This window comes from Pontibacter sp. BAB1700 (assembly GCF_000277005.1).
Taxonomy (GTDB): Bacteria; Bacteroidota; Bacteroidia; order Cytophagales; family Hymenobacteraceae; genus Pontibacter; species Pontibacter lucknowensis.
This window is the reverse complement of record NZ_AKIS01000068.1, coordinates 1-19,967: the sequence shown is the minus strand read 5'-3', so window position 1 is coordinate 19,967 and position 19,967 is coordinate 1. Positions and strand designations below refer to the sequence as shown.

The window sequence follows — 19,967 nt, the reverse complement described above, 5'->3', positions numbered from 1 at the left end:
TTAGCTGTTCTTGAAAATAGCAGACACCCAATTGTTCTTTGTTCGGTGGGACACATAGGTCAAACCCAGTTCCTCGGCACGTTCCTGCAGTGCGGGAAGGTCTTCGGTATAAAAACCGCTCAGCAGCAGCGTACCTGCTGGTTTCAACACCGCCACATAAGCCGGCATGTCATCAAGAAGCACGTTGCGGTTAATATTGGCCAAAATAATGTCATAAGGCTGGTCTCCTTCAATGGTCTCGGCACCGCCTAGTCGCACATCAATGTTTCCGTAACCGTTCAGCTCCGCATTCTCACGGGCATTCTCAACGGTCCAGTCTTCTATTTCTACGGCAACGATTTCAGAAGCGCCCAACTCGCCTGCCATGATCGCCAGTATACCTGTGCCACAGCCCATATCCAGCACGCGTTTGCCCTGGTGGTCCAGTGTTAGCTGGTTCTCGATCATGAGGGTGGTCGTCTCGTGATGACCTGTACCAAACGACATCTTCGGGTTGATCACGATGTCATATTTCGCCTCGGCTGGCTTCTCGTGGAATGATGCCCTTACTGACACCTGCCCTCCTATGAAGAGCGGCTCGAAATTGCGTTCCCACTCGGTGTTCCAATTCTGGCGCTCAATTTTCTGTACCTGGTACTCCGCTGTGACGTAGCCAGCATAGCGGGCCAGCATGTTATCCAATTCGCGTTGATCAAACTTGTCTTCGTCAATGTAAGCATTAAAGCCTTCGGCTGTGTCTTCGAAGGCATCAAAACCCAGTTCTCCCATTTCGGCGGTGAAGATGTCGGCAAAATCGGGGCTTACTTTCAGGGCTACTTCTATAAAATCCATGTGTGATAATTAAGGACGACACGCTGCGTAAGAGCGCACGTTGGTAAAATGTACAGTAAAATCAGCAAAATTTCGGTTATCAGTCACGTAGAGCACGTGGTCAGCAAAGGCTTTCTTGTTGGTAATGTGCCAGATGCCTGTACCGTCGGCAAACAGTTTGTTACTCTCGCGGTATACCACCATCGAGGCAAAGGCTTCTTCATCGCCCAGGTATACCGTATAAGCGGCTGTATTTTTATACTTCGGGTCACGCTCCAGGTATACAGAGCCATAAATGCGGCAAATGTCGTTACCAGCCACCCTTACAGACGGCTCGGCTGCCGGCTGTGGCGCTGTCAAATACGGGAGCAGCGAAAGCCAAAAGGATATTATTAGAATCATAACAGATAATTTAGCCAAATATAACTATATCTGCAATAAAAAAGGCTGCCAACTATATAGCGGGCAGCCTTTTTTCCTGTGTTATCTGATTAATTAGAACGATCTGATGATATCAGTAAAGTCTCTTGACTTAAGTGATGCGCCCCCGATCAGGCCGCCGTCCACATCTGGCTGGGAAAACAGTTCTTTGGCATTACCCGGATTGCAGCTGCCCCCGTACAGGATAGAGCAATTGAAAGCCGCCTCCGCATCGAACATGCGCGAAAGTTGCTCACGGATGTAAGCATGCATTTCCTGCGCCTGCTGGCTGCTGGCCGTACGACCGGTACCAATAGCCCAGATCGGCTCGTAAGCAATTACCACTTTATCAAACTCCTCGTTGCTCAGGTAAGAAAGGCTATCGTGTAGCTGCTTACCCACATAGTCGAAGTGGCGGTCGGCGTCGCGCTCCTCCAGTGGCTCACCGCAGCAGAAGATTGGTGTTATACCTTGAGCGATGGCCACTTTTAGTTTTTTGTAAAGTGCCTGGGCGTCTTCGTGATGATACATGCGGCGCTCACTGTGGCCAATGATCACGTACTGCACCCCTACCGACTTGAGCATGGCTGCCGATACCTCACCGGTATATGCGCCGCTGTCGTGCTCGCTCACGTTTTGCGCAGCCAGGTGCATCAGGTCATTACCCTGCGTCAGCTTGCCCACACTCTGCAGGAACGGGAAAGGCGGCGCCACGATCACGGTCACATCGCCGTTTACCTCGTCTTTCACCATGTTATCGATCTCTGATACCAGCGAAAGCGCCTCCTCGTAGGTCTTGTTCATTTTCCAGTTTCCTGCAACAATTTGTTTTCTCATGTTTTATAGTTGTTGATGATGGTATAACTTATTGGAACAGTCTTCGCTGCTTTACGGCAAGTTAGGAAAATTTGCTATACCTGTCGCTCGCATTTTTACGTGAGCCAGGTATAGCGAGCGAAGTTACTTTGAGAAAAGACTATTGCTATACCTGCCACACCCGATATAATGCCTGCAAACAAAAATGCCGAAGCAACAGACGTTACTTCGGCATTTGCTATACCTTAAGTGGCAGGACTACAGTCTCTCTTTCAGAAATCTGGCAGTATGGTTATCTTCCAGCTTGGCCATATCCTCCGGAGTTCCTTCAAAGAGCAGGTGCCCGCCATTGGTACCTCCTTCCGGCCCCAGGTCAATAATCCAGTCAGCTGATTTGATGATGTCCATGTTATGCTCGATGATGACAACGGTATTCCCGTTCTCGATCAGCGCATTGATGGACTGCAACAATTTGTTGATGTCATGGAAGTGCAGACCAGTGCTTGGCTCATCAAAGATGAACAGGATATCCTCCTGATGTGCCTGCACACCCTTGGTCAGGAAGGATGCCAGCTTCACGCGCTGCGCCTCACCACCTGACAAAGTATTGCTCGACTGCCCCAACCGGATATAGCCTAAGCCTACATCGTTCAGTGGCTTCAGCTTCTCAACGATCTTTGACTGATCGGCAAAAAAGTCGATGCTGTCAGCAATGGTCATATCCAGCACCTCCGAAATGCTCTTCTCCTTGTACTTCACATCGAGCACATCCTGCTTGAAGCGCTGCCCGTTGCAACTTTCGCAGGTCAGGTAGATGTCCGCCATAAACTGCATCTCAATCTTTACCTGCCCTCGCCCTGGCACACCTCACAGCGGCCACCCTCGATGTTGAAAGAGAAATGCGACGGCTTAAACCCACGTGATTTCGCCAGTGGCTGGTCAGCGTAAAGAGAGCGGATCGCATCATAAGCTTTCACATAAGTCACCGGATTGGAGCGCGACGACTTGCCGATCGGGTTCTGGTCCACAAACTCGACGTGCCGGATCTTGTTGTAATCCCCCGCCAGCTTATCAAACTTACCAGTAGCCTCAGCTGTGTTGCCGTGCAGCTTCATCATGGCCGGAGCCAGTATTTTCTTGATCAGGGTAGATTTGCCAGAACCACTCACACCTGTCACCACGGTCATTACACCCAGCGGCACCTTCACGCTCAGGTTCTTGAGGTTGTTCTCGCGGGCACCCTGTATCTCAATGGCGTTGCGCCACTTGCGTCGCTTCGCTGGTACCGACACCTCCATCTCCCCACTCAGGTATTTGGCGGTATAGGTATCGGCGGTGCGGGTCATTTCATCCAGTGTACCCTGGAACATCAGGTTACCACCACCAGAGCCAGCCTCCGGACCAATGTCAATCAGTTGGTCAGCAGCACGCATCATCTCTTCTTCGTGCTCCACCACAATCACCGTATTACCCAGCTTCTGCAAAGAGCGCAGCACACCAATCAGCTGTTCGGAGTCTTTAGGGTGCAGGCCAATACTCGGTTCATCCAGGATATACATGGAGCCCACAAGTGCACTTCCCAGCGAAGTCGCCAGGTTGATGCGCTGGCTCTCCCCACCCGAAAGGGTATTGGAAAGTCGGTTGAGCGTCAGGTAGCCTAAGCCTACCCGCACCAGGTAGCCCAGTCGGTTGGCCACTTCCGTTACGAGCCGCTCTGCTATGTTGCGCTCGTGCTCAGTCAGTTGTATTTGCTCAAAAAATGACAATGCCTGTGTGATCGGCATCAGCACCAGATCGGTGATGCTCTTATCGTTGATCTTCACATAACTGGCGTCCTTGCGCAGTCGGGAGCTTTGCAGTCAGGACAGGTGGTGCGGCCACGGTAGCGCGACAGCATCACGCGGTACTGTATCTTGTGCGTCTGCGATTGCAAATGCTTGAAGAAGTCGTTAAGCCCTTCGAAATATTTATTGCCCGTCCACAGCAGCTCCTGTTCTTTCTCAGAGAGTTCGTTGAAAGGACGGTGGATCGGGAAGTCAAAGCGGATACCGTTCTTCACGAGCGGCTGCAGCCATTCGTTCATTTTTTCAGAACGCCAGGGGGCAATGGCCCCTTCGTATACTGTCAGGCTCTTGTCAGGTATAACCAGATCGGGGTCTATACCTAGTACGCTGCCGAATCCTTCGCAGGTCTGGCAGGCACCATAAGGGTTATTGAAACTGAAGAAATTGACAGAAGGCTCCTCGAACACCATCCCGTCCAGCTCGAAGCGATCAGAGAACACGCGCTCCTCGCCATCACCAAACTTCACGCGACACTCCCCGTGCCCTTCAAAGAAAGCGGTTTGCACGGAGTCGGCGATTCTAAACTGCAGGTCTTCATCTGACTTATAAATGACGGCACGGTCTACCAGGATGTAAATCTCCTTACCCAGCTTAGGCTTCTTCTCTTCCAGTAGCTCTTCGATAAAGTATACCTGACCATCGGCGTAGATACGCGAATAACCCTTCTGCAGCAGCAGGTCCAGCTCTTTGGCCAGTGTGCGCTCTTTATGAAGTTGCAGCGGTGCCAGAATCATGACACGGGCTTCGTCCTCCAGCGAGAAGATAAAGTCTACCACATCTGCCACGCTGTCCTTCTGCACTACCTCACCCGACATAGGTGAGTAGGTTTTGCCTATGCGGGCGTAGAGCAGCTTCAGGTAATCGTAGATTTCGGTGCTGGTACCCACGGTAGAGCGGTTGTTCTTAATGCTCACCTTCTGCTCGATAGCAATGGCCGGGCTGATGCCTTTGATGTAGTCCACGTCAGGCTTATCCATACGGCCCAGGAACTGGCGGGCATAGGAGCTCAGGCTTTCCACATACATGCGCTGCCCTTCGGCATACAAGGTGTCAAAAGCCAGCGAAGACTTACCAGAGCCGGAAAGGCCGGTCACTACAATGAATTTGTTGCGCGGCAGGGCCACACTGAGATTTTTGAGATTATGCACACGGGCGCCTTTGATGATAATGTGCTGGCGCGGGTCGAGTGTGTCGAGGTTATTTTCGGATGTGTTTGCCATAGAGTATAGCGCAGGCAAGAAAGCCCACGCATGACGAACTGAGTTTTATACGATGTAAAGATACAAATACCCTGTCGCATTCAGAAGGCTTTTTAGCCTTTGGCGTTATACCTGGCATTTCGCCATAGCATGCAACACGGCATCCTTTTGAAACACCTGCAGCTTTAAAAAGGTTTAGCTTTCTATGACTATTTACAGGTATAGCACCTGGCTGATTTCTACTTGCGCTGCACAGCCTATAGCGGCAACTCCTGAAGATGACTCAACATTGAAAAATGCCTGAACTACAGCTCTCTGCTTCCGTATGTATGGGTTGCTATCTACAACCATTAAAACCAATACATCATGGGAAAAGGAGATAAAAAAACGAAGAAAGGTAAAATTGTGAAGGGCACTTACGGCAACAGCCGTCCAAGACAGGCAACCAAAAGGAAAGCCGAAGAGAAGAAAGAGGCCGCTGCCAGCTAAGGCTTAGGCTACACGACATTTAAAGCATGGCTATATTTTGTTCGTCGCAAAGGCAACAGGTATAGCCATGCTTTTTATGCTTCCTGCCCCCGGCTTGCATGCCTTTTCAGAGTGATGATCCTAAATAATTAAATATTTTATTTTTTAGGCTTTTTACTGTAACACTCGCTCCGATATAGAAGTATAATTTTTTAGGGAGCGGCCACCCCCTCAGCAAGCAGCCGACTCCTGCATGCCAGCTATCGCCAACCTATGCCTACGCATGCTTCCGGTGCTGAAAGCGCCATATTATTCTTTTATTAACAATCCTTTTGTGGGTTAACGCAGCCAATTCAGGACCGTATCCTGAGCAGAGGAACTGCCGACTCTATTGATTTTAAAAAATTTAAAAATATCAACACCATGGAACAACTGGACATCCGCAATTTATTGGAGAACATCGAGAAGAAGGTGTACCAGCAGGAAATTACTTCAAGCACTGACGTAACTAAACTGATTAACACCGAGATCGCAAAAGCAATTAACCTGAACAGCAAAGTAGCTGACGGAGAAGGCCTTCAGTTTCAGAATATCTCCTGTACGACCATTGAGTGCTACCTCGAGCATCTGAAAGCAGTGGAAGCTAAACTCAAGCGTCCTGCTGATATCACGGCACAGTGCAAACCTGTAGAGGAGCGCGACATTAACCGCCGCCTGCTCCTGATCCTGAACCGCCTGAAACGCTATAACCGCGAATAGGCAGCATCAGTTACATTTACAAACTTATCCTTCGTACAGATTTCAACTCTTGCGAAGGATTTTTTATGTCCATTGTAGTCATATAGTGACGAATGTCATTTTTATCGCGCTCCTGTGCTGGTATTTTTGTAACCCTATAAGGTTTCGATTTGCAGCAAATGAAGGAAGATATAAGAGATGAACAGGATATAAAACTGCTGGTTGACTCGTTTTACGCCAAAGTAAACGAGGATGACCTGTTGGGACCTGTATTCAATGGCTTTGCGAAAGTAAACTGGGAGCACCATCTCCCCATAATGTACAGCTTCTGGAGTTCGGTACTGTTTGGCACCATGCTTATAAAGGGCAGCCTTTCCCCAAGCACATGCGCCTACCAGTGGACAGACAGCATTTCGCTCGCTGGATAGTACTGTTTACTGAAACTGCAGATGAATTGTTTGAAGGAGATAAAACAAAGGAATTAAAGCAAAAAGCCACCAGCATTGCGCAGGTATTTCAAATGAAAATGGGTCTGATCGGCATTATAGGCAAGGAAGTAACCCTATAAGGTAGTCCCAACAAAAAGCAAAGCGGCAGCTTTACCGGTTATATCGGTAAAGCTGCCGCTTTGCTTTTTGCCCTACTGACCAGCTCAGTAGGCACCTCTTAATTATCTCCTTATCAATATTATATATAGCTGCACTATATGTTAAAAAATAAATTTAACTCAAAGCATATACGTTTATATTATCTTGCCGTATATTAGGGAACAGTAATTCTTAACTGGCATATAGCTTCTTTAATATTTTTTATTAAGGCACCCGGCTATAGTTGCACAGTCAAAATGCATTCCCTATATTTGATTTACACTTCAAAAAAATATTTGTTCTAACAGCCTAACGCAACAATATGGTATAAAGCTCTACGTTAAACTAATGTAGCTTTACGATGAATACAACTACCCAGCTGAGCGACTCTGCTTTAGTCTCGCTCTACATCGCAGGTAACGAAAATGCGTTTGAACAGCTAGTAAACAGACACAAGAACAAAGTATTCACTACGATCTTACTGATTGTTAAGGACACGTATACCGCTGAGGACCTCATGCAGGACGCTTTTATCAAGGCTATCCATACCATGAAGGGCGGCAGGTATAACGAAGAAGGCAAGTTCTCGTCCTGGATATGCCGTATTGCCCACAACCTGGCAATCGACTTTTTCCGTAAAGAGAAACGAAGCCCGATGATCACGCTGGAGGACGGTAGTAATGTGTTCAATGCCTTGTCTTTTGCTGAAGACTCCGCTGAGTCACAGCAGATCAAGGAGGACACCCATGCCAGACTGCGCGAGCTGATCCAAACGCTGCCACAGGCGCAGCGGGAAGTACTCATGATGCGTCATTATGCCGATATGAGTTTCCAGGAGATAGCCGAAGCAACCGGTGTGAGCATCAATACAGCTTTAGGTCGTATGCGCTACGCATTGATCAACCTAAGAAAAAAGATGCTAAACAGCACGATTGCTTATGATAAAAACCTCTACTCAGAATGAGCTGATCCAGTACGTATACAATGAGTTGGCAGACCCTGCCCTCGAGCAACTGGAAACAGCATTGATGCACGACAACGAGCTGGCTGACAGCTGCTCTGATCTCATGCTCCTCCAGCGACTGCTTGACGGCGCGGCCAAAAGCCCTAGCCAGCAGTCTATCGACAACATTTTAAATTACTCAAAAAGCTTAAGTTTGCAGTCTTAACCGACTGCAAACTTTTTTTATGCGCAAACGTGAACGCTATAAGCTGCTGATCGAGCACTTTACCCAGAACTTTCCGGACCCGGAAACTGAGCTGGCCTACTCCAATCCTTATGAACTGATACTGGCCGTTGTACTCAGCGCCCAGTGTACCGACAAACGGGTAAACATGGTAACGCCTGCCCTGTTCGAGTCATTCCCTACACCCGAACATCTGGCTGCAGCGACTCCGGAGGAAATTTTCCCAATCATCAGGAGCATCTCCTACCCCAACAACAAAGCGAAGCATTTAGCTGGCTTGGGAAGAATGCTGGTGGAGCAGTTCAACTCAGAGGTGCCCAGCACGGTGGAGGAGCTGGTGAAGCTGCCGGGTGTGGGTCGCAAAACCGCCAATGTGATCGTCTCGGTGATCTGGAACCAGCCGGCCATGGCCGTGGATACGCATGTGTTTCGGGTGAGCAAGCGCCTCGGCCTGGTTTCGAAGACAGCCAAAACTCCCCTCGAGGTAGAGAAAGAGCTTGTAGCTAACCTGCCGCAGGAACTCATTGCGAAGGCGCACCACTGGCTCATATTACATGGACGTTACATCTGCATCGCCCGTAGGCCCAAGTGTGAGGAATGCCCGCTCACGCATTTCTGCGCCTTCTTCCAGAAGCATTATCCTAACATACCTGACGATCCTGAAAACAAAGTCGGAGGTATAGCCTAATAAAAAAGCGCGGGCAGACACTTTATGGTCCACCCGCGCTTTAACTATGGGTTCTTAAAAGGGATTACTTTCCCTGCTGTTGCTTCTTGTACTCGCCTCTTTTCTTATGCTCGCCAGATTTCTTGTGTTCACCTGATTTCTGGCCTTTTCTGCCATCAGCACGCTTCTGCTTCATCTGCTCACGATCGGCTTCATACTTAGCATATTGCTCTGCAGTCAGGATGCTTTTCAGCTCAGCCTGCCACTGATCGTGGTTTGCTTTTCTAGCTTCCTGCATCTGCGCTCTCTGCTCAGTTGACTTTTCTCCGGTTGCTTTATGGCTCTCGCGCATAGCTTTCATTTCCTGTGCCTGTCGCATGTTCAGTGCCTGTAATTGGCTTTTCTGAACTTCGTTCAACTCTAACCTCTGAGCCATTCTATCAGTTTTTATCTGGGCCATCTCTTCAGGGCTTTTCTGGGCTCTGTCCTTCATGGCTGCACGCATTTCACTGCGCGGCTTTTGGTCTTGCGGTTTGGTTGAGGTCTGAGCAAAAGCGCTACCACCTGCAACTAACATGCCTAGCAAAAGGGCTGCTATTATCTTCTTCATCTTTATTTCTCCTTCATTTTTTTATGGTAAGTTCGATTAGTAGCAAAGCCCAGGCCTGAAAATATGCTCTGCTATACCTCCATAATCAAAGGCTGTGCCAAAAACCCGCTCTCTCCTCACGCCCCGCCACAAGTATCAGTGTTGCAAAGCCATAAACGAAACAAAAAGACCATAGACTTTAACACCCTGGCAACACCTGAGTAGTTTTTACACCTTTCTTTGAGTTATTGAACCAGAAAAATAATAGCACCAAAATAAATGCAACTTCCTATATTTAGCTATTCATCATTATACTTTTATAAGCTTATGCAAACTTTTACTCCTGCTAAACTATTAGCCTTCTTCCTGCTCCTCCTGGGCAGTTACTCTGCCGCGCATGCTCAAACACAGTTTGCTGAGCGCAAAGGAGGTCACTCCTACTCAATGGAAATACCCAGCTACATGGTCAAAACTTATGAGCTGAACGATGTTGCCAGTCTGCAGTATTTCAATAAAAATAAAGAGGCTTATACAATTGTGATAGAGGACTCGAAAGAAGAGCTTGAACTGAAGGGCATGAGGTTCGAAAATGCGGCTGATTTTCTGGATAGCTTTGCGGCCGACTACAAAAAGGAGGAGAAGAGACGCAAACTGAGCAAGGCCAAGGTTTTTGAATCAAATGGAAACCATGTTGCGCAAAGCGAACTGAAGTGGACTGATGAAGATGGCGACTTCTTTATGCTCATCACAGCTGTAGAAACAAAAACACATTTCTACAAAGTGATTTGCTGGACATTGGCCGCAAACGCGCCACAGCTTAAAGAAGACTTCAGACACCTGTCGGCGAGCATCAAAGACTAAAGCCTATACCTTGCCTGTCACCTGCAACAAAATCTGCTCTACCTGGGCGGCAAGTTGCTGGCGGTCGAACAGTTGCCGGGCTATGGATTGCCCATTGGCCCCGGCCTGTCGCCGCTTTTCACGATCAGCCATGATCTCTTTTATCTTCTTAGCCAACAGTTCAGACTGACTTGCAGGACTGTACCAGCCACAGTTATGTTGCTCCACGAATGTCTTTGTCCAACCGGGATTAGTCACAAGCACGGGAACACCGCAAGCCAGGCTATCATAAAGCTTGGCCGGAGAATTAGAGGCGAGCACAGGCAAATCGTTGAAGGTAATGAGTGCCAGATCTGCTAATTTGAATAGGGTGAACACATCAGGCGCGGCTGTGGCGGCATTAGCACCAGGTTAGGCAGGCGCAACGACAGCTTCCGCAGTTCGTTGTCATAGTAGCCTCCTCCTGCCAGCACAAATACAATGTCCTGTTGGTTAGCCATTGCTTCAGCTGCCTGCATAATGGTAGGTATATCATTGGCGCGACCAAACGTACCGGCATAGAGTACGACTTGCTTGCCTTGCAGCTGATATTGCTTTCGCAGTGCTGCCACTCTCTCAGGAGTCGCAGCGTCGGCCATTTCCAAGTCAGTGCCATTCAGGATAGTGCTTACCTTATCCCGCGCTATACCTTGCCTAACCACATATTCTTCCATATCCGGAGAAAGTGTGATGATATGGCTGGCATTCTGGTAGAGATTCTTCTCAAGCCTGAAAAGGCGTCGTTTTAGCCACTCCTTCTTGACTGCTCCCATTTCAATCGGGAAGCTAGGCCACAGGTCCTGCACCTCAAACACCCACGGAATGCCACGCATCTTTGCGACACGGGCTGCCATCCAAGGCGTAGAAAGCGGTGTTGACACTCCCCAGACCACATCAGGCTTAGGTATAGAAAGACCTTTGGCCAGGCTGTAGGCTGCAAAGCCGCCGTAAGAAACAAGTCGCCTGCGCACGCCCATTTTGTTGCTGTAGGGCACCTCCTGTTCGTAAAGGTCCACTCCATCCGGCACCCACTTATACCTGTCTGTAATGCGAAGCTGCTTCCAGGCGCTGCTCGTTACCAGACTCACCTTATGTCGTTTGGCCAGGTACTCCAGAAAGGTGTAGTGCCTGCAGGTAGAAGGGCAGTCAGGGTTGTGATGATGCTGATTAAAAATAGCTATGTGCATGCGCGCAGGTATAGAGGCGAGGTATAGAACTATCGCTTCTCAGGCTTGTATTTCGATTCGTTGAAAATTTTCTGGTGATCGTCGTCAGCCATCAGTTCCTGCAACGTGACCTTCGGATTGCGCTCCATATACCTGCGCACAATCTGCCAGCCTACCCAGGTACCCAGGCGACCAGGGGAGGTTGGGTCGATTTCGGGCGTATTAGGTCGCTCGCCGATGTACTTGTTTACTACGAATGGGCTTTTCTCATAGAGCAGTTTTTGCTCGACGAAATGTGCCCAGATGCGGCCTTCGTTGTGGCGCACATCGGCCAGTTGCTGTCCGCTATACCCGATGATGGTAGAGTCAGGCGTGCAAGGCATGATGGATTTCACAAAATAGTAAGCTTTGCCTGTATTCACCATTTCGGCGAGAAGGCTTCGTTCCAGGAAGCTGGTCTTGTTGAACCGGTTGGACAACAGCAGCATGGCAGCCGGTACCATGTTCGGGCGCTCGTAGCGTTTCAGGATGTAATCGTAGGTATCAGGTCGGTAGCTGGCATCTTTGCCAATAAAAAAGTCAATACCGAAAACCAGCAGGCTATCTGATACCATCAGGTCCTGGTTGAGACCAGAAACGAAAGTTTTGACCTGCGGCTCCCTAAACTCAGGATAGTAATATTTGATATGCTTGAAAGCAGTTTCGAGCTGCTGCTTTTCTGTAGCCATGTCACCGAAAGTCTGGTCCGCCTCCTGCACCAGCTTCTGGAGCTCAGGGTTAGTGGCCAACGCATAAAGCGCATTAATTACTGCCGAGTCCGAAGGGTAGTTCCGGCGTTGGATGAAACGTTCCGCAAAGACGGGATTGCTATCAAGGAAAGTAGCGATGTCCTGCTTTGAGCTTGCCGCAAAAAAGGGCTTTTCCAGTCGTTCGATCTCTACCGTTACAGGTATACGCTCAATTTCTTCAGGTATGTCGCAGCCCCCCTTCTTCTTACAGCTAAAAAGCAATAGGATGGTTGCGAGTAATAATAATCTGTGATACATTGCCGAATATTTAATACAAAAATACAGGGTTATCCCGTATTAGAATAAATTAACGCGACAAATTAACATGCAATTCAAAAAACTCGCATTACTGCTGCTCTTTTTGGGCTTTACATCCACTGCCATGGCCCAAATGGAAATCGGCATTCAGTTCTCCCCTACCATTTCAGGCAATCGCTTTATAGCTGAGGACAGACACGGTTTTGAAAAAAGCAGCAATACACTGCGTATTGGTGTAGGTGTGGTTGGTGATTATTTTTTCTCCAATAACTATGCCTTCAGCTCTGGTTTGATGTTCCGCAGCAAAGGCTCTAAAATCAAGTATGATTTTACTTCACAGGATCCGAACGGCCAGCCAACGACAGTGCCAGTAGAGGATGACCTGACTGTGCAGTATCTGGAAATACCGCTCACGCTTAAGCTGTTCACTAATGAGGTAGCTCCGGATGTGATCCTGTACTTCCAGGTAGGTGGTGCTCTTGGAACCAAGGTGTCAGCCCAGGTAAACAACCAAAAAGTGATCAATGGTGAGAAGACAGCGAAGCGCTTCAATATCTTTGAAACCAGCGCCCTGTTGGGAACTGGCGCCGAATTGCAACTCGGTCAGAGCACTAAACTATTCGGCGGTGTTACTTACCTGCGTGGTCTGAGTAATATTGACAATTTCTATAGTGACCGACTAGGTGACAAAAATATTGCGATCAAGAACAACGGAGTATCCCTTGATGTGGGCATCAAGTTCTAAGTATAACTTGAACACAAATCAAAAAGGCCGCTCTGAATAAACAGAGCGGCCTTTTTGTTGCCGTTGAATCTGATTAAAATTTTCTTATTCCTGCGTCCCGTTCACCTCCGTCAGGGCGGTGCGCAGCTCTATTTCTTCGCCTTTGTCATCCATTACCTTAAAGTCAGTAATGCCGAGCGAAGTGTCTTTTACAAATTTCACCCACTTGAAGTAGTGGAAGAACCACTTGATCTGCTTGGAGAACCATCCTTTTGTATAGTAAGCATACAGGAAAGGATGCACGTACAGTGTCAGACTTCTATGGTTGTGTCGCGTGAGCAGGTCGTCTACCGCTACGTCTATTTCATCAGTAATCAGAATGCTGGCAGTTATTTTACCGGTGCCGTTACAGGTAGGGCATACCTCGCCGGTCACGATATTCTGCTCTGGCCTTACACGCTGTCGCGTGATCTGCATCAGGCCAAACTTAGAGATAGGCAGAACTGTCGACTTGGATCGGTCTCTCTTCAGCTCCTCTTTGACTACCTCGTATACTTTCTGGCGGTTTTCGGGCGACTTCATGTCAATGAAGTCAATTACAATGATACCACCTATATCCCGGAGTCGCAGCTGACGGGCCACTTCTCTGGCAGCCATCATATTCACATTCAGCGCGGTAGCCTCCTGATCGGTTTCGGTATTAGATTTATTCCCACTGTTCACATCGACTACGTGCAGGGCTTCGGTGTGCTCTATCACCAGGTATCCGCCGCCTGGTATGGTCACTGTTTTACCGAATGCAGCCTTTAGTTGCCGCTCAATGTTAAAGTGTTCGAGGTTTTTGTCTTACCGGTGTAATGCTTCAGAATTTTTACTTTATCTGGCGCAATGCTACCGATGTATGCTTTGATCTCGTCATAGAGCGACTCGTCGTCGACTACTATGTTGTCAAAGCTCTCGTTCATTAAGTCTCTCAGTATGGACGAAGAACGTCCCAATTCCCCAATGATCTTGTCATTGGGCTTGGCAATCTTCAGCGATTTAAAGCCTTCTTCCCAGCTCTCCACCATGTTGCGCAGGTCTCTGTCGAGTTCTGCCACCTCACGGCCTTCTGCCACTGTCCGGATGATCACGCCAAAGTTCTCAGGCTTGATCGAGTTGATCAGGCGCTTAAGGCGTGTGCGTTCTTCCTTGCTAACAATCTTCTTGGATACGCTTACCGTGTTTGAAAACGGTACGAGCACCAGGTATCGACCGGCGAGCGATAGCTCACATGAAAGGCGCGGTCCTTTGGTTGAAATCGGTTCTTTGACAATCTGCACCAATACCTGCTGTCCTTTTTTAAGAACATCAGCGATCTTGCCGAGTTTGTCAATTTCTGGCTCAAATTTAAGCTGGTTAAGCTTTGCAGAAGCGTTCTTCTGTGTCTGTGCCGCTTTCACATACTTGTTCAGGGTTTTGATATTGGCTCCCAGATCATGGTAATGCAGAAATGCATCTTTGTGGTAGCCAATATCAATAAAAGCGGCGTTTAGGCCTGGCATTACCTTTTTTACAGTCCCTAGAAAGATATCCCCTACAATGTAGTTGGTGTCCTTTTTCTCGTGGTGAAACTCTACAAGTCTCTTATCCTGTAATAAGGCGATGCGCTCTCCATCCTGAGTAGAATTGATAATAAGCTCGTTACTCAATTTCTCTCAAAGATTAGTTGGATGTATAGACCAAAGCCCACAATTGCAGAAGCAATGTGGGCCTCAATAAACGCAGAAGAAATTATTTCTTCTTATGTCTGTTTTTTCTTAGACGCTTCTTTCTCTTGTGAGTAGCAATCTTATGTCTTTTTCTTTTCTTTCCGCAAGGCATAGTCTTGAAATTTTTATTAAATGATTATTTCTTTTATTACATTTTTGCCAGGTACTCGTCAACTGAAGCTGTCAGTGCAGGGTCGCTGCTCATCGTCTTCACTTTGTTGAAAGTCCTGATGGCTTCTTCTTTCTTACCGGTTTCGGCCAGCGACACAGCCAGGTAGAAAGTGCCTTCTACGTGATCCGGGTTAACGGTTGTCAACTCCTGGAAACGCTCCACGGCTTTGTCCCACTGCCCTGACTGCACTGACAGTATACCTAAGTTAAACAGCGCCTTCTGGTTTTTCGGATCTGCCGAAATCACCTCACGCAACAGCGTTATACCCTGCATAGGATTTTCGCTGGCGATATAAGTCATGGCCACGTTTGTTTTCGCGTCCATGTCCGAAGGATTGTTCTTTAGCACCTGCTCATACATTTTACGTGCCTTGCCGCCCATTTCGCTCGCACGCTGCTGTGTGGCTGCATAAGTAAAGGCTTCAAAGTACTGGTCACCTGCTTTACGGTAGGTCTTTTCACCCGGACGGGCTTCAGCGGCCAACTCGTAATAGTAACCTGCACTGTCAAATTTACTTGCTGCAGCATAAGCAGCTGCCAGTTCATTGGCTAACAAGCCGCGTGTTTTGGCATCAGATGCTTTGTTATAGCGGGCACGTACTGTAGCCAGTTCCATCATTTGCTCTGGCGTAGCCATCGAGTGCATCCCATCAGCCGCAGCGGCTGGCGCAGGTCCATGGTCGTGGCCATCATCCTCAGAGTGTCCTTCAGGTATGGTTGCAGTCTGCTCAGCAGCTACTGTACTGTCATCCTTCGTCACAACCACTTTAGGCAGAAAGAACATAGCCCCTGCCAAAGCAATTGCTGCTACAAGAATAAATATTTGAGCGCGTGACATGTGTTTCTGTTTTTGTAAGTGACTGTTTTTTAAAGGATAACCAAACAGGCAACCGGCAAATATACGAAAGAATTAAGAATGAGCCAGTTCTTTGATCTTTTTGCTGTTCTTAATCTTAGCAATAAAGGTCTTAGATGGCTTGAAGCTTGGAATAAAGTGCTCATCAATAATGATGGAAGTGTTCTTCGAAATGTTACGAGCCACTTTCTTAGCGCGCTTCTTGTTTACAAAGCTTCCAAAACCTCTCACGTAGATGTTGTTGCCATCGGCCATAGAGTCTTTCACCACTTTGAAAAATGCCTCAATGGTAGATTGCACATCAGCCTTATCAATCCCTGTTTTATCAGCAATTTCTGATATTACTTCTGCTTTAGTCACTTTCTTAGATTTTTATAAATTAGTAATAAGTTAACTTTCTCTTTATCAGGAGAAACAACAGCGCTGTCGTTCCCCATTTTTCGGGGCAYCAAGGTATACCTACTTTTCGACAAGTAAAAGCTTTAGCACTAAATTATTACAGATTTAACCTTGCCGTTCATATACCTTCTCCACACCTTTTGGCTGACGGTTCTCTTGCAATACCCATGCCAGCTTGCCCTCTTCCTAACGCCACGTATCTACTTATATTTTAATAAGATACAAAAACTGACACCAATACATTCCTTCCACACTCAGAACAATGTCTTACATTTGTCTGTTCAAGCTGCCTGAGCTCAAGGGACCTTTTATTATGAAAAACATTCCTAGCACATACTTCCCAAACACGTTGCTGACATGGTACCAGCGCCACAAAAGAACCCTGCCCTGGCGCGACACCACCGATCCATACCTGATCTGGCTTTCTGAAGTGATCCTGCAGCAGACGCGCGTAGCCCAGGGACTGCCATACTTCCAACGCTTTGCCGAAGCCTACCCAACCGTGCAGCACCTGGCGGCGGCCCCTCAGGATGAAGTGCTACGCCTCTGGCAGGGACTTGGCTACTACTCCAGGGCCCGTAATATGCACCACACAGCTAAGCAGATCGTGCAGGAATATGGCGGCGTGTTCCCAAACAAGTATGAAGAGCTCCTGAAACTGAAGGGCGTGGGAAGCTACACAGCTGCCGCTATCGCCTCTTTTGCCTTTCAGGAGAAGGTTGCTGTGCTCGATGGCAACGTTTTCAGGGTGCTGGCCCGGGTGTTTGGATTATCAGACGATATTGCGGCACCTGCTTCACGAAAGGTGTTTCAGCAACTGGCCAACGAACTTATACCTGCTGATGCGCCTGACACCTTCAATCAAGCTATCATGGAGTTCGGGGCTATCCAGTGCACCCCCGTCATGCCCGATTGCCTGTTCTGCCCGCTGCAGCAGTCCTGCTTCGCTTTCACACATGGCCTGGTGCAGGAGCTTCCTGTCAAGTCAAAGGCAAAGGCCGCCCGCCCACGCTTTTTCCACTACATGGTTTTTATGCACGAAGGACAGTATTACATGCGCAAGCGCCTGAGTGGCGATATTTGGGAAGGATTGTATGATTTTTACCTGCACGAAAGCGACACGAAAATCCTGGACACCGCCAGGCTGCTGAAAGAACTGAACGATGCAGGTGTAGCAGTGCAGGAATCACATCTTTTGCCACCGCGCAAAGACTATAAGCATGTGCTTAGTCACCAGAAAATAACAGCCCGGTTTTATCTCATTCAGCTCGATTTTCGTTTAAGTAAAGAGGTTTTGCAGGAGGCGCGACTGGCACCTTATTCATCTGAAAAAATAGAGGCTTTGCCGAAGCCAATTCTTATCGACAGCTATTTGAAAGATGAGAAGATTTTACTAAATTTATAAACTGAAACTTTTATGCGTGAAAATGCATTCTAAAGGTTCAGTAGCCATAATTGCCTCCGGCTTGGTTGTCGGAGTAGCCCTAATCAATTTAATATTTAACAAAAAAAAGACATGGCAAGTGTTAACAAAGTAATCCTTATCGGAAATCTTGGTAAGGACCCAGAAGTTCGCCACCTTGAAGGCGGCGTAGCTGTAGCGCGTTTCCCGATCGCTACTTCCGAAACATTCAAAGACAAAAACGGCGAGCGCCAGGAGCGCACCGAGTGGCACAACATCGTGCTTTGGCGCGGTTTGGCCGAGGTAGCCGAAAAGTATGTGCGCAAAGGGCACTCAGTTTACATTGAGGGCAAGCTTCGCACAGACAACTACCAGGACAAAGACGGTGTGCAGCGGTACAGAACCGAGATTGTCGCCGATAGCATGACCATGCTAACGTCCCGTACTGAAGCACAGACAGGTGGCAATGGCAACTCTGGCGGATTCCAGGGCGGCTCTTCATCACAGTCATCGGGACAAACCTCAGGTCAGGGCAGTGCTACCGCATCAGGCAAGGGCAATGCGTCTGCCTTCCAGAACGACGAGCCAGATGACCTGCCGTTCTAACCTATGTTTAACCTAACTATCTGATTTTGGACAGTTTAGATTCCGGAGACCCCCTAAGTTATAGCTTACTGCAACTTTTACAAAGCGCAACAGCTTTACTTAGAATTGAATATATCGCAGCCATCTCGGTTTGTTTTATCTTATTGCTGCTCTCTGCCCTCACTTCGGGGGCGGAGGCAGCTTTTTTCTCTCTCACCCCTCAGGAGATTGAAAAAGCCAGAACAAGCAAAGAAAAAAAGCTCCAACTGGTACACCACCTCCTGCAGAGCCCACGCCAACTACTGGCCTCGCTCCTGATCATTAACAATGCGATCAATGTTAGTATCATCACGCTCTGCGCCTACATTGCGTGGCAATTTGTCGGCTCTACTTCGCTGGCGACTTCTACGATGCTGGCCAGTGTGCTGGTAGTTACGTTCCTGATCGTTTTCTTTGGGGAGGTACTTCCTAAGGTATATGCCCGCAAGCACGGCACTGCTATTGCGCAGCGTATGGCTCCGATACTGGATGCTTTGCGGCCTGTGCTACGACCGCTTGCCTGGTTGCTGACCGGTATCAGCAATTTCATAGACAAGCGCTACCGTGTGCGTGCTTATAGCCAAACACTGGAAGAATTACACCATAGTCTGGATGTGGCCCTTACCAACGAAGAGACGTCGCCTGAAGAGCGTAAGATCTTGCGCGGCATTGTAAACTTCGGATCGATTACGGTGAAGCAGATAATGCGTCCTCGTATGGATATCGTGGCTTTCCCGCAGAGTGCTACTCTACCTGAACTGCTTCCGCAGATCATCAAGTGGGGTTATTCGCGCGTGCCGGTTTATACTGAAAGCACCGACAGCATCGACGGCATACTCTATGTAAAAGACCTGCTGCCACACCTTGACAAAGGAACTGACTTTAAATGGCAGAACCTGATCAGAGCGCCCTTTTACGTACCGGAAACCAAGCACATATCCAACCTACTGCAGGACTTTAGGGAAAAGCACGTGCACATGGCCATCGTGGTGAACGAGTATGGCACTACAGTAGGACTGCTTACGATGGAAGATGTAATCGAAGAGATTGTAGGTGAGATCAATGACGAGTTTGATGACGAGGACGAGATCATTTACTCACAACTCGACGAAAATACCTTTATATTTGACGGTAAAACATCGCTGCATGACTTTTGTAAGATCACGGAAGTTCCGTTCGATGCCTTTAACGAAGTAAAGAGCGAGCACGAAACAGTGGCAGGCCTGATGCTGGCACTTTTTGGTCGTATACCTTACGTAGGCGAAGAAGTGTCGTATGGTCGCTATTACTTTACGGTTGAGTCGGCGGACAATAAGCGTGTAAAACGAATCAAGATTAATGTCGCAAGCAAAAAAGAGCACTATCATAAAGTCAGCTAAACTGCAAATGGCCCTATGGGCAGGTATGGCCCTGTCCATCATTGGCTGTAACGCCGAGTACACCCCAAAACCCAAAGGATACAACCGCATTGACTTGCCAGAAGCTGCTTACCAGCAGCTGCAGGACGAGCATCCGTATACCTTCGAGTATTCGAAGCACGCCAAGATACGCCCTGATTCTTCGATGATTGCGCAGCCACACTGGATCAATGTCATTTACCCGAGTCTGGGAGCGAACGTGCAAT

The 19,967-nt window shown here is 48.2% G+C and carries 20 protein-coding genes and 3 pseudogenes; 12 read left to right on the top strand and 11 right to left on the bottom strand.

The window, feature by feature from the left end; genetic code table 11:
- From prmA to uvrA, 4 genes and pseudogenes are all read right to left on the bottom strand, one after another.
- Positions 1-831 carry a 50S ribosomal protein L11 methyltransferase gene (gene prmA / locus O71_RS08725; protein ID WP_007655600.1) on the bottom strand — a complete coding sequence of 277 codons (831 nt, stop codon included), beginning with the start codon at positions 829-831 and terminating at the stop codon, positions 1-3.
- A gap of 9 nt (positions 832-840) precedes the next feature.
- Entirely contained in the window at positions 841-1,212 is a 372-nt protein-coding gene (locus O71_RS08720) for a DUF6150 family protein (protein ID WP_040574044.1), read from the bottom strand.
- Between the two features lie 93 nt (positions 1,213-1,305).
- Positions 1,306-2,067, bottom strand: coding sequence for a triose-phosphate isomerase (tpiA, locus tag O71_RS08715; RefSeq protein ID WP_007655598.1), 762 nt, complete (start codon positions 2,065-2,067; stop codon positions 1,306-1,308).
- A 237-nt stretch (positions 2,068-2,304) separates the two neighbouring features.
- Positions 2,305-5,110 (bottom strand): annotated as a pseudogene (gene uvrA, locus O71_RS08710) (excinuclease ABC subunit UvrA).
- Between the two features lie 345 nt (positions 5,111-5,455).
- Between uvrA and O71_RS22615 the strand changes: the two are divergent.
- The 6 genes from O71_RS22615 (at position 5,456) to nth (ending at position 8,757) form a co-directional block, all read left to right on the top strand.
- On the top strand, positions 5,456-5,578 hold the full coding sequence (locus O71_RS22615) for a 30S ribosomal protein THX (RefSeq protein ID WP_071530864.1): 123 nt from the start codon (positions 5,456-5,458) through the stop codon (positions 5,576-5,578).
- Between the two features lie 402 nt (positions 5,579-5,980).
- Entirely contained in the window at positions 5,981-6,316 is a 336-nt protein-coding gene (locus tag O71_RS08705; protein WP_007655597.1) for a hypothetical protein, read from the top strand.
- Positions 6,317-6,474: 158 nt separating this feature from the next.
- Entirely contained in the window at positions 6,475-6,723 is a 249-nt protein-coding gene (locus O71_RS27190; RefSeq protein WP_007655596.1) for a group III truncated hemoglobin, read from the top strand.
- A gap of 520 nt (positions 6,724-7,243) precedes the next feature.
- The gene (locus tag O71_RS08695) at positions 7,244-7,846 is read left to right on the top strand and encodes an RNA polymerase sigma factor (RefSeq protein ID WP_007655595.1); all 603 of its coding nucleotides are present in this window, start codon (positions 7,244-7,246) and stop codon (positions 7,844-7,846) included.
- The gene (locus tag O71_RS08690; protein ID WP_007655589.1) at positions 7,821-8,051 is read left to right on the top strand and encodes a hypothetical protein; all 231 of its coding nucleotides are present in this window, start codon (positions 7,821-7,823) and stop codon (positions 8,049-8,051) included. Before O71_RS08695 ends, O71_RS08690 begins: the two co-directional genes overlap by 26 nt.
- A gap of 19 nt (positions 8,052-8,070) precedes the next feature.
- Positions 8,071-8,757, top strand: coding sequence for an endonuclease III (gene nth, locus O71_RS08685; protein ID WP_007655582.1), 687 nt, complete (start codon positions 8,071-8,073; stop codon positions 8,755-8,757).
- Between the two features lie 64 nt (positions 8,758-8,821).
- Here nth and O71_RS08680 read toward each other — a convergent pair whose 3' ends face one another.
- The gene (locus tag O71_RS08680) at positions 8,822-9,346 is read right to left on the bottom strand and encodes a DUF4890 domain-containing protein (RefSeq protein WP_007655580.1); all 525 of its coding nucleotides are present in this window, start codon (positions 9,344-9,346) and stop codon (positions 8,822-8,824) included.
- 306 nt (positions 9,347-9,652) lie between these two features.
- On the opposite strand from O71_RS08680, the gene O71_RS08675 reads away from it, so the two are divergent.
- Positions 9,653-10,186, top strand: a complete 534-nt coding sequence (locus O71_RS08675) for a hypothetical protein (RefSeq protein ID WP_007655578.1) — start codon at positions 9,653-9,655, stop codon at positions 10,184-10,186.
- A 3-nt stretch (positions 10,187-10,189) separates the two neighbouring features.
- Here the strand turns inward: O71_RS08675 and O71_RS25490 are convergent, their stop codons facing one another.
- From O71_RS25490 to gldB, 3 genes are read right to left on the bottom strand one after another with little or no spacing between them, the layout of a single operon-like run.
- Entirely contained in the window at positions 10,190-10,543 is a 354-nt protein-coding gene (locus O71_RS25490) for a glycosyltransferase (protein ID WP_007655576.1), read from the bottom strand.
- The gene (locus O71_RS08665; protein WP_007655574.1) at positions 10,522-11,391 is read right to left on the bottom strand and encodes a glycosyltransferase family 4 protein; all 870 of its coding nucleotides are present in this window, start codon (positions 11,389-11,391) and stop codon (positions 10,522-10,524) included. Before O71_RS08665 ends, O71_RS25490 begins: the two co-directional genes overlap by 22 nt.
- 29 nt (positions 11,392-11,420) lie before the next feature.
- Positions 11,421-12,416: a gliding motility lipoprotein GldB gene (gene gldB, locus O71_RS08660; RefSeq protein WP_237717777.1), complete on the bottom strand. Its 996-nt coding sequence runs from the start codon at positions 12,414-12,416 to the stop codon at positions 11,421-11,423.
- Between the two features lie 67 nt (positions 12,417-12,483).
- On the opposite strand from gldB, the gene O71_RS08655 reads away from it, so the two are divergent.
- Positions 12,484-13,161 (top strand): porin family protein, encoded by a 678-nt coding sequence (locus tag O71_RS08655; protein WP_007655571.1) that lies wholly within the window; start codon positions 12,484-12,486, stop codon positions 13,159-13,161.
- Between the two features lie 84 nt (positions 13,162-13,245).
- Here the strand turns inward: O71_RS08655 and O71_RS08650 are convergent.
- The 3 genes and pseudogenes from O71_RS08650 to O71_RS08640 all read right to left on the bottom strand — a co-directional run bounded on the left by O71_RS08650 (position 13,246) and on the right by O71_RS08640 (position 16,278).
- Positions 13,246-14,831, bottom strand: a pseudogene (locus tag O71_RS08650) (ribonuclease E/G).
- Positions 14,832-15,039: 208 nt separating this feature from the next.
- Positions 15,040-15,900 carry a M48 family metallopeptidase gene (locus O71_RS08645; RefSeq protein WP_007655569.1) on the bottom strand — a complete coding sequence of 287 codons (861 nt, stop codon included), beginning with the start codon at positions 15,898-15,900 and terminating at the stop codon, positions 15,040-15,042.
- Positions 15,901-15,972: 72 nt separating this feature from the next.
- Positions 15,973-16,278, bottom strand: coding sequence for an HU family DNA-binding protein (locus tag O71_RS08640; protein WP_007655567.1), 306 nt, complete (start codon positions 16,276-16,278; stop codon positions 15,973-15,975).
- 352 nt (positions 16,279-16,630) lie between these two features.
- Here O71_RS08640 and mutY point away from each other — a divergent pair, with 352 nt between their 5' ends.
- The 4 genes and pseudogenes from mutY to O71_RS08620 form a co-directional block, all read left to right on the top strand.
- Positions 16,631-17,722, top strand: a complete 1,092-nt coding sequence (mutY, locus tag O71_RS08635) for an A/G-specific adenine glycosylase (RefSeq protein ID WP_040574047.1) — start codon at positions 16,631-16,633, stop codon at positions 17,720-17,722.
- 111 nt (positions 17,723-17,833) lie between these two features.
- Positions 17,834-18,325 carry a single-stranded DNA-binding protein gene (locus O71_RS08630; RefSeq protein ID WP_007655563.1) on the top strand — a complete coding sequence of 164 codons (492 nt, stop codon included), beginning with the start codon at positions 17,834-17,836 and terminating at the stop codon, positions 18,323-18,325.
- Between the two features lie 143 nt (positions 18,326-18,468).
- Complete coding sequence (gene gldE / locus O71_RS08625; RefSeq protein ID WP_007655561.1) at positions 18,469-19,722, top strand: gliding motility-associated protein GldE; 1,254 nt, start codon at positions 18,469-18,471, stop codon at positions 19,720-19,722.
- Positions 19,682-19,967, top strand: a pseudogene (locus tag O71_RS08620) (gliding motility lipoprotein GldD); the annotation flags it as partial. The gene gldE and the pseudogene O71_RS08620, both read left to right, overlap by 41 nt.

Bases quoted from the DNA above. Each gene is read 5' to 3' on its own strand.
- prmA (WP_007655600.1), bottom strand. From the start codon at position 831: ATGGATTTTATAGAAGTAGCCCTGAAAGTAAGCCCCGATTTTGCCGAC.
- O71_RS08720 (WP_040574044.1), bottom strand. From the start codon at position 1,212: ATGATTCTAATAATATCCTTTTGGCTTTCGCTGCTCCCGTATTTGACA.
- tpiA (WP_007655598.1), bottom strand. From the start codon at position 2,067: ATGAGAAAACAAATTGTTGCAGGAAACTGGAAAATGAACAAGACCTAC.
- O71_RS22615 (WP_071530864.1), top strand. From the start codon at position 5,456: ATGGGAAAAGGAGATAAAAAAACGAAGAAAGGTAAAATTGTGAAGGGC.
- O71_RS08705 (WP_007655597.1), top strand. From the start codon at position 5,981: ATGGAACAACTGGACATCCGCAATTTATTGGAGAACATCGAGAAGAAG.
- O71_RS27190 (WP_007655596.1), top strand. From the start codon at position 6,475: ATGAAGGAAGATATAAGAGATGAACAGGATATAAAACTGCTGGTTGAC.
- O71_RS08695 (WP_007655595.1), top strand. From the start codon at position 7,244: ATGAATACAACTACCCAGCTGAGCGACTCTGCTTTAGTCTCGCTCTAC.
- O71_RS08690 (WP_007655589.1), top strand. From the start codon at position 7,821: ATGATAAAAACCTCTACTCAGAATGAGCTGATCCAGTACGTATACAAT.
- nth (WP_007655582.1), top strand. From the start codon at position 8,071: ATGCGCAAACGTGAACGCTATAAGCTGCTGATCGAGCACTTTACCCAG.
- O71_RS08680 (WP_007655580.1), bottom strand. From the start codon at position 9,346: ATGAAGAAGATAATAGCAGCCCTTTTGCTAGGCATGTTAGTTGCAGGT.
- O71_RS08675 (WP_007655578.1), top strand. From the start codon at position 9,653: ATGCAAACTTTTACTCCTGCTAAACTATTAGCCTTCTTCCTGCTCCTC.
- O71_RS08665 (WP_007655574.1), bottom strand. From the start codon at position 11,391: ATGCACATAGCTATTTTTAATCAGCATCATCACAACCCTGACTGCCCT.
- gldB (WP_237717777.1), bottom strand. From the start codon at position 12,416: ATGTATCACAGATTATTATTACTCGCAACCATCCTATTGCTTTTTAGC.
- O71_RS08655 (WP_007655571.1), top strand. From the start codon at position 12,484: ATGCAATTCAAAAAACTCGCATTACTGCTGCTCTTTTTGGGCTTTACA.
- O71_RS08645 (WP_007655569.1), bottom strand. From the start codon at position 15,900: ATGTCACGCGCTCAAATATTTATTCTTGTAGCAGCAATTGCTTTGGCA.
- mutY (WP_040574047.1), top strand. From the start codon at position 16,631: ATGAAAAACATTCCTAGCACATACTTCCCAAACACGTTGCTGACATGG.
- O71_RS08630 (WP_007655563.1), top strand. From the start codon at position 17,834: ATGGCAAGTGTTAACAAAGTAATCCTTATCGGAAATCTTGGTAAGGAC.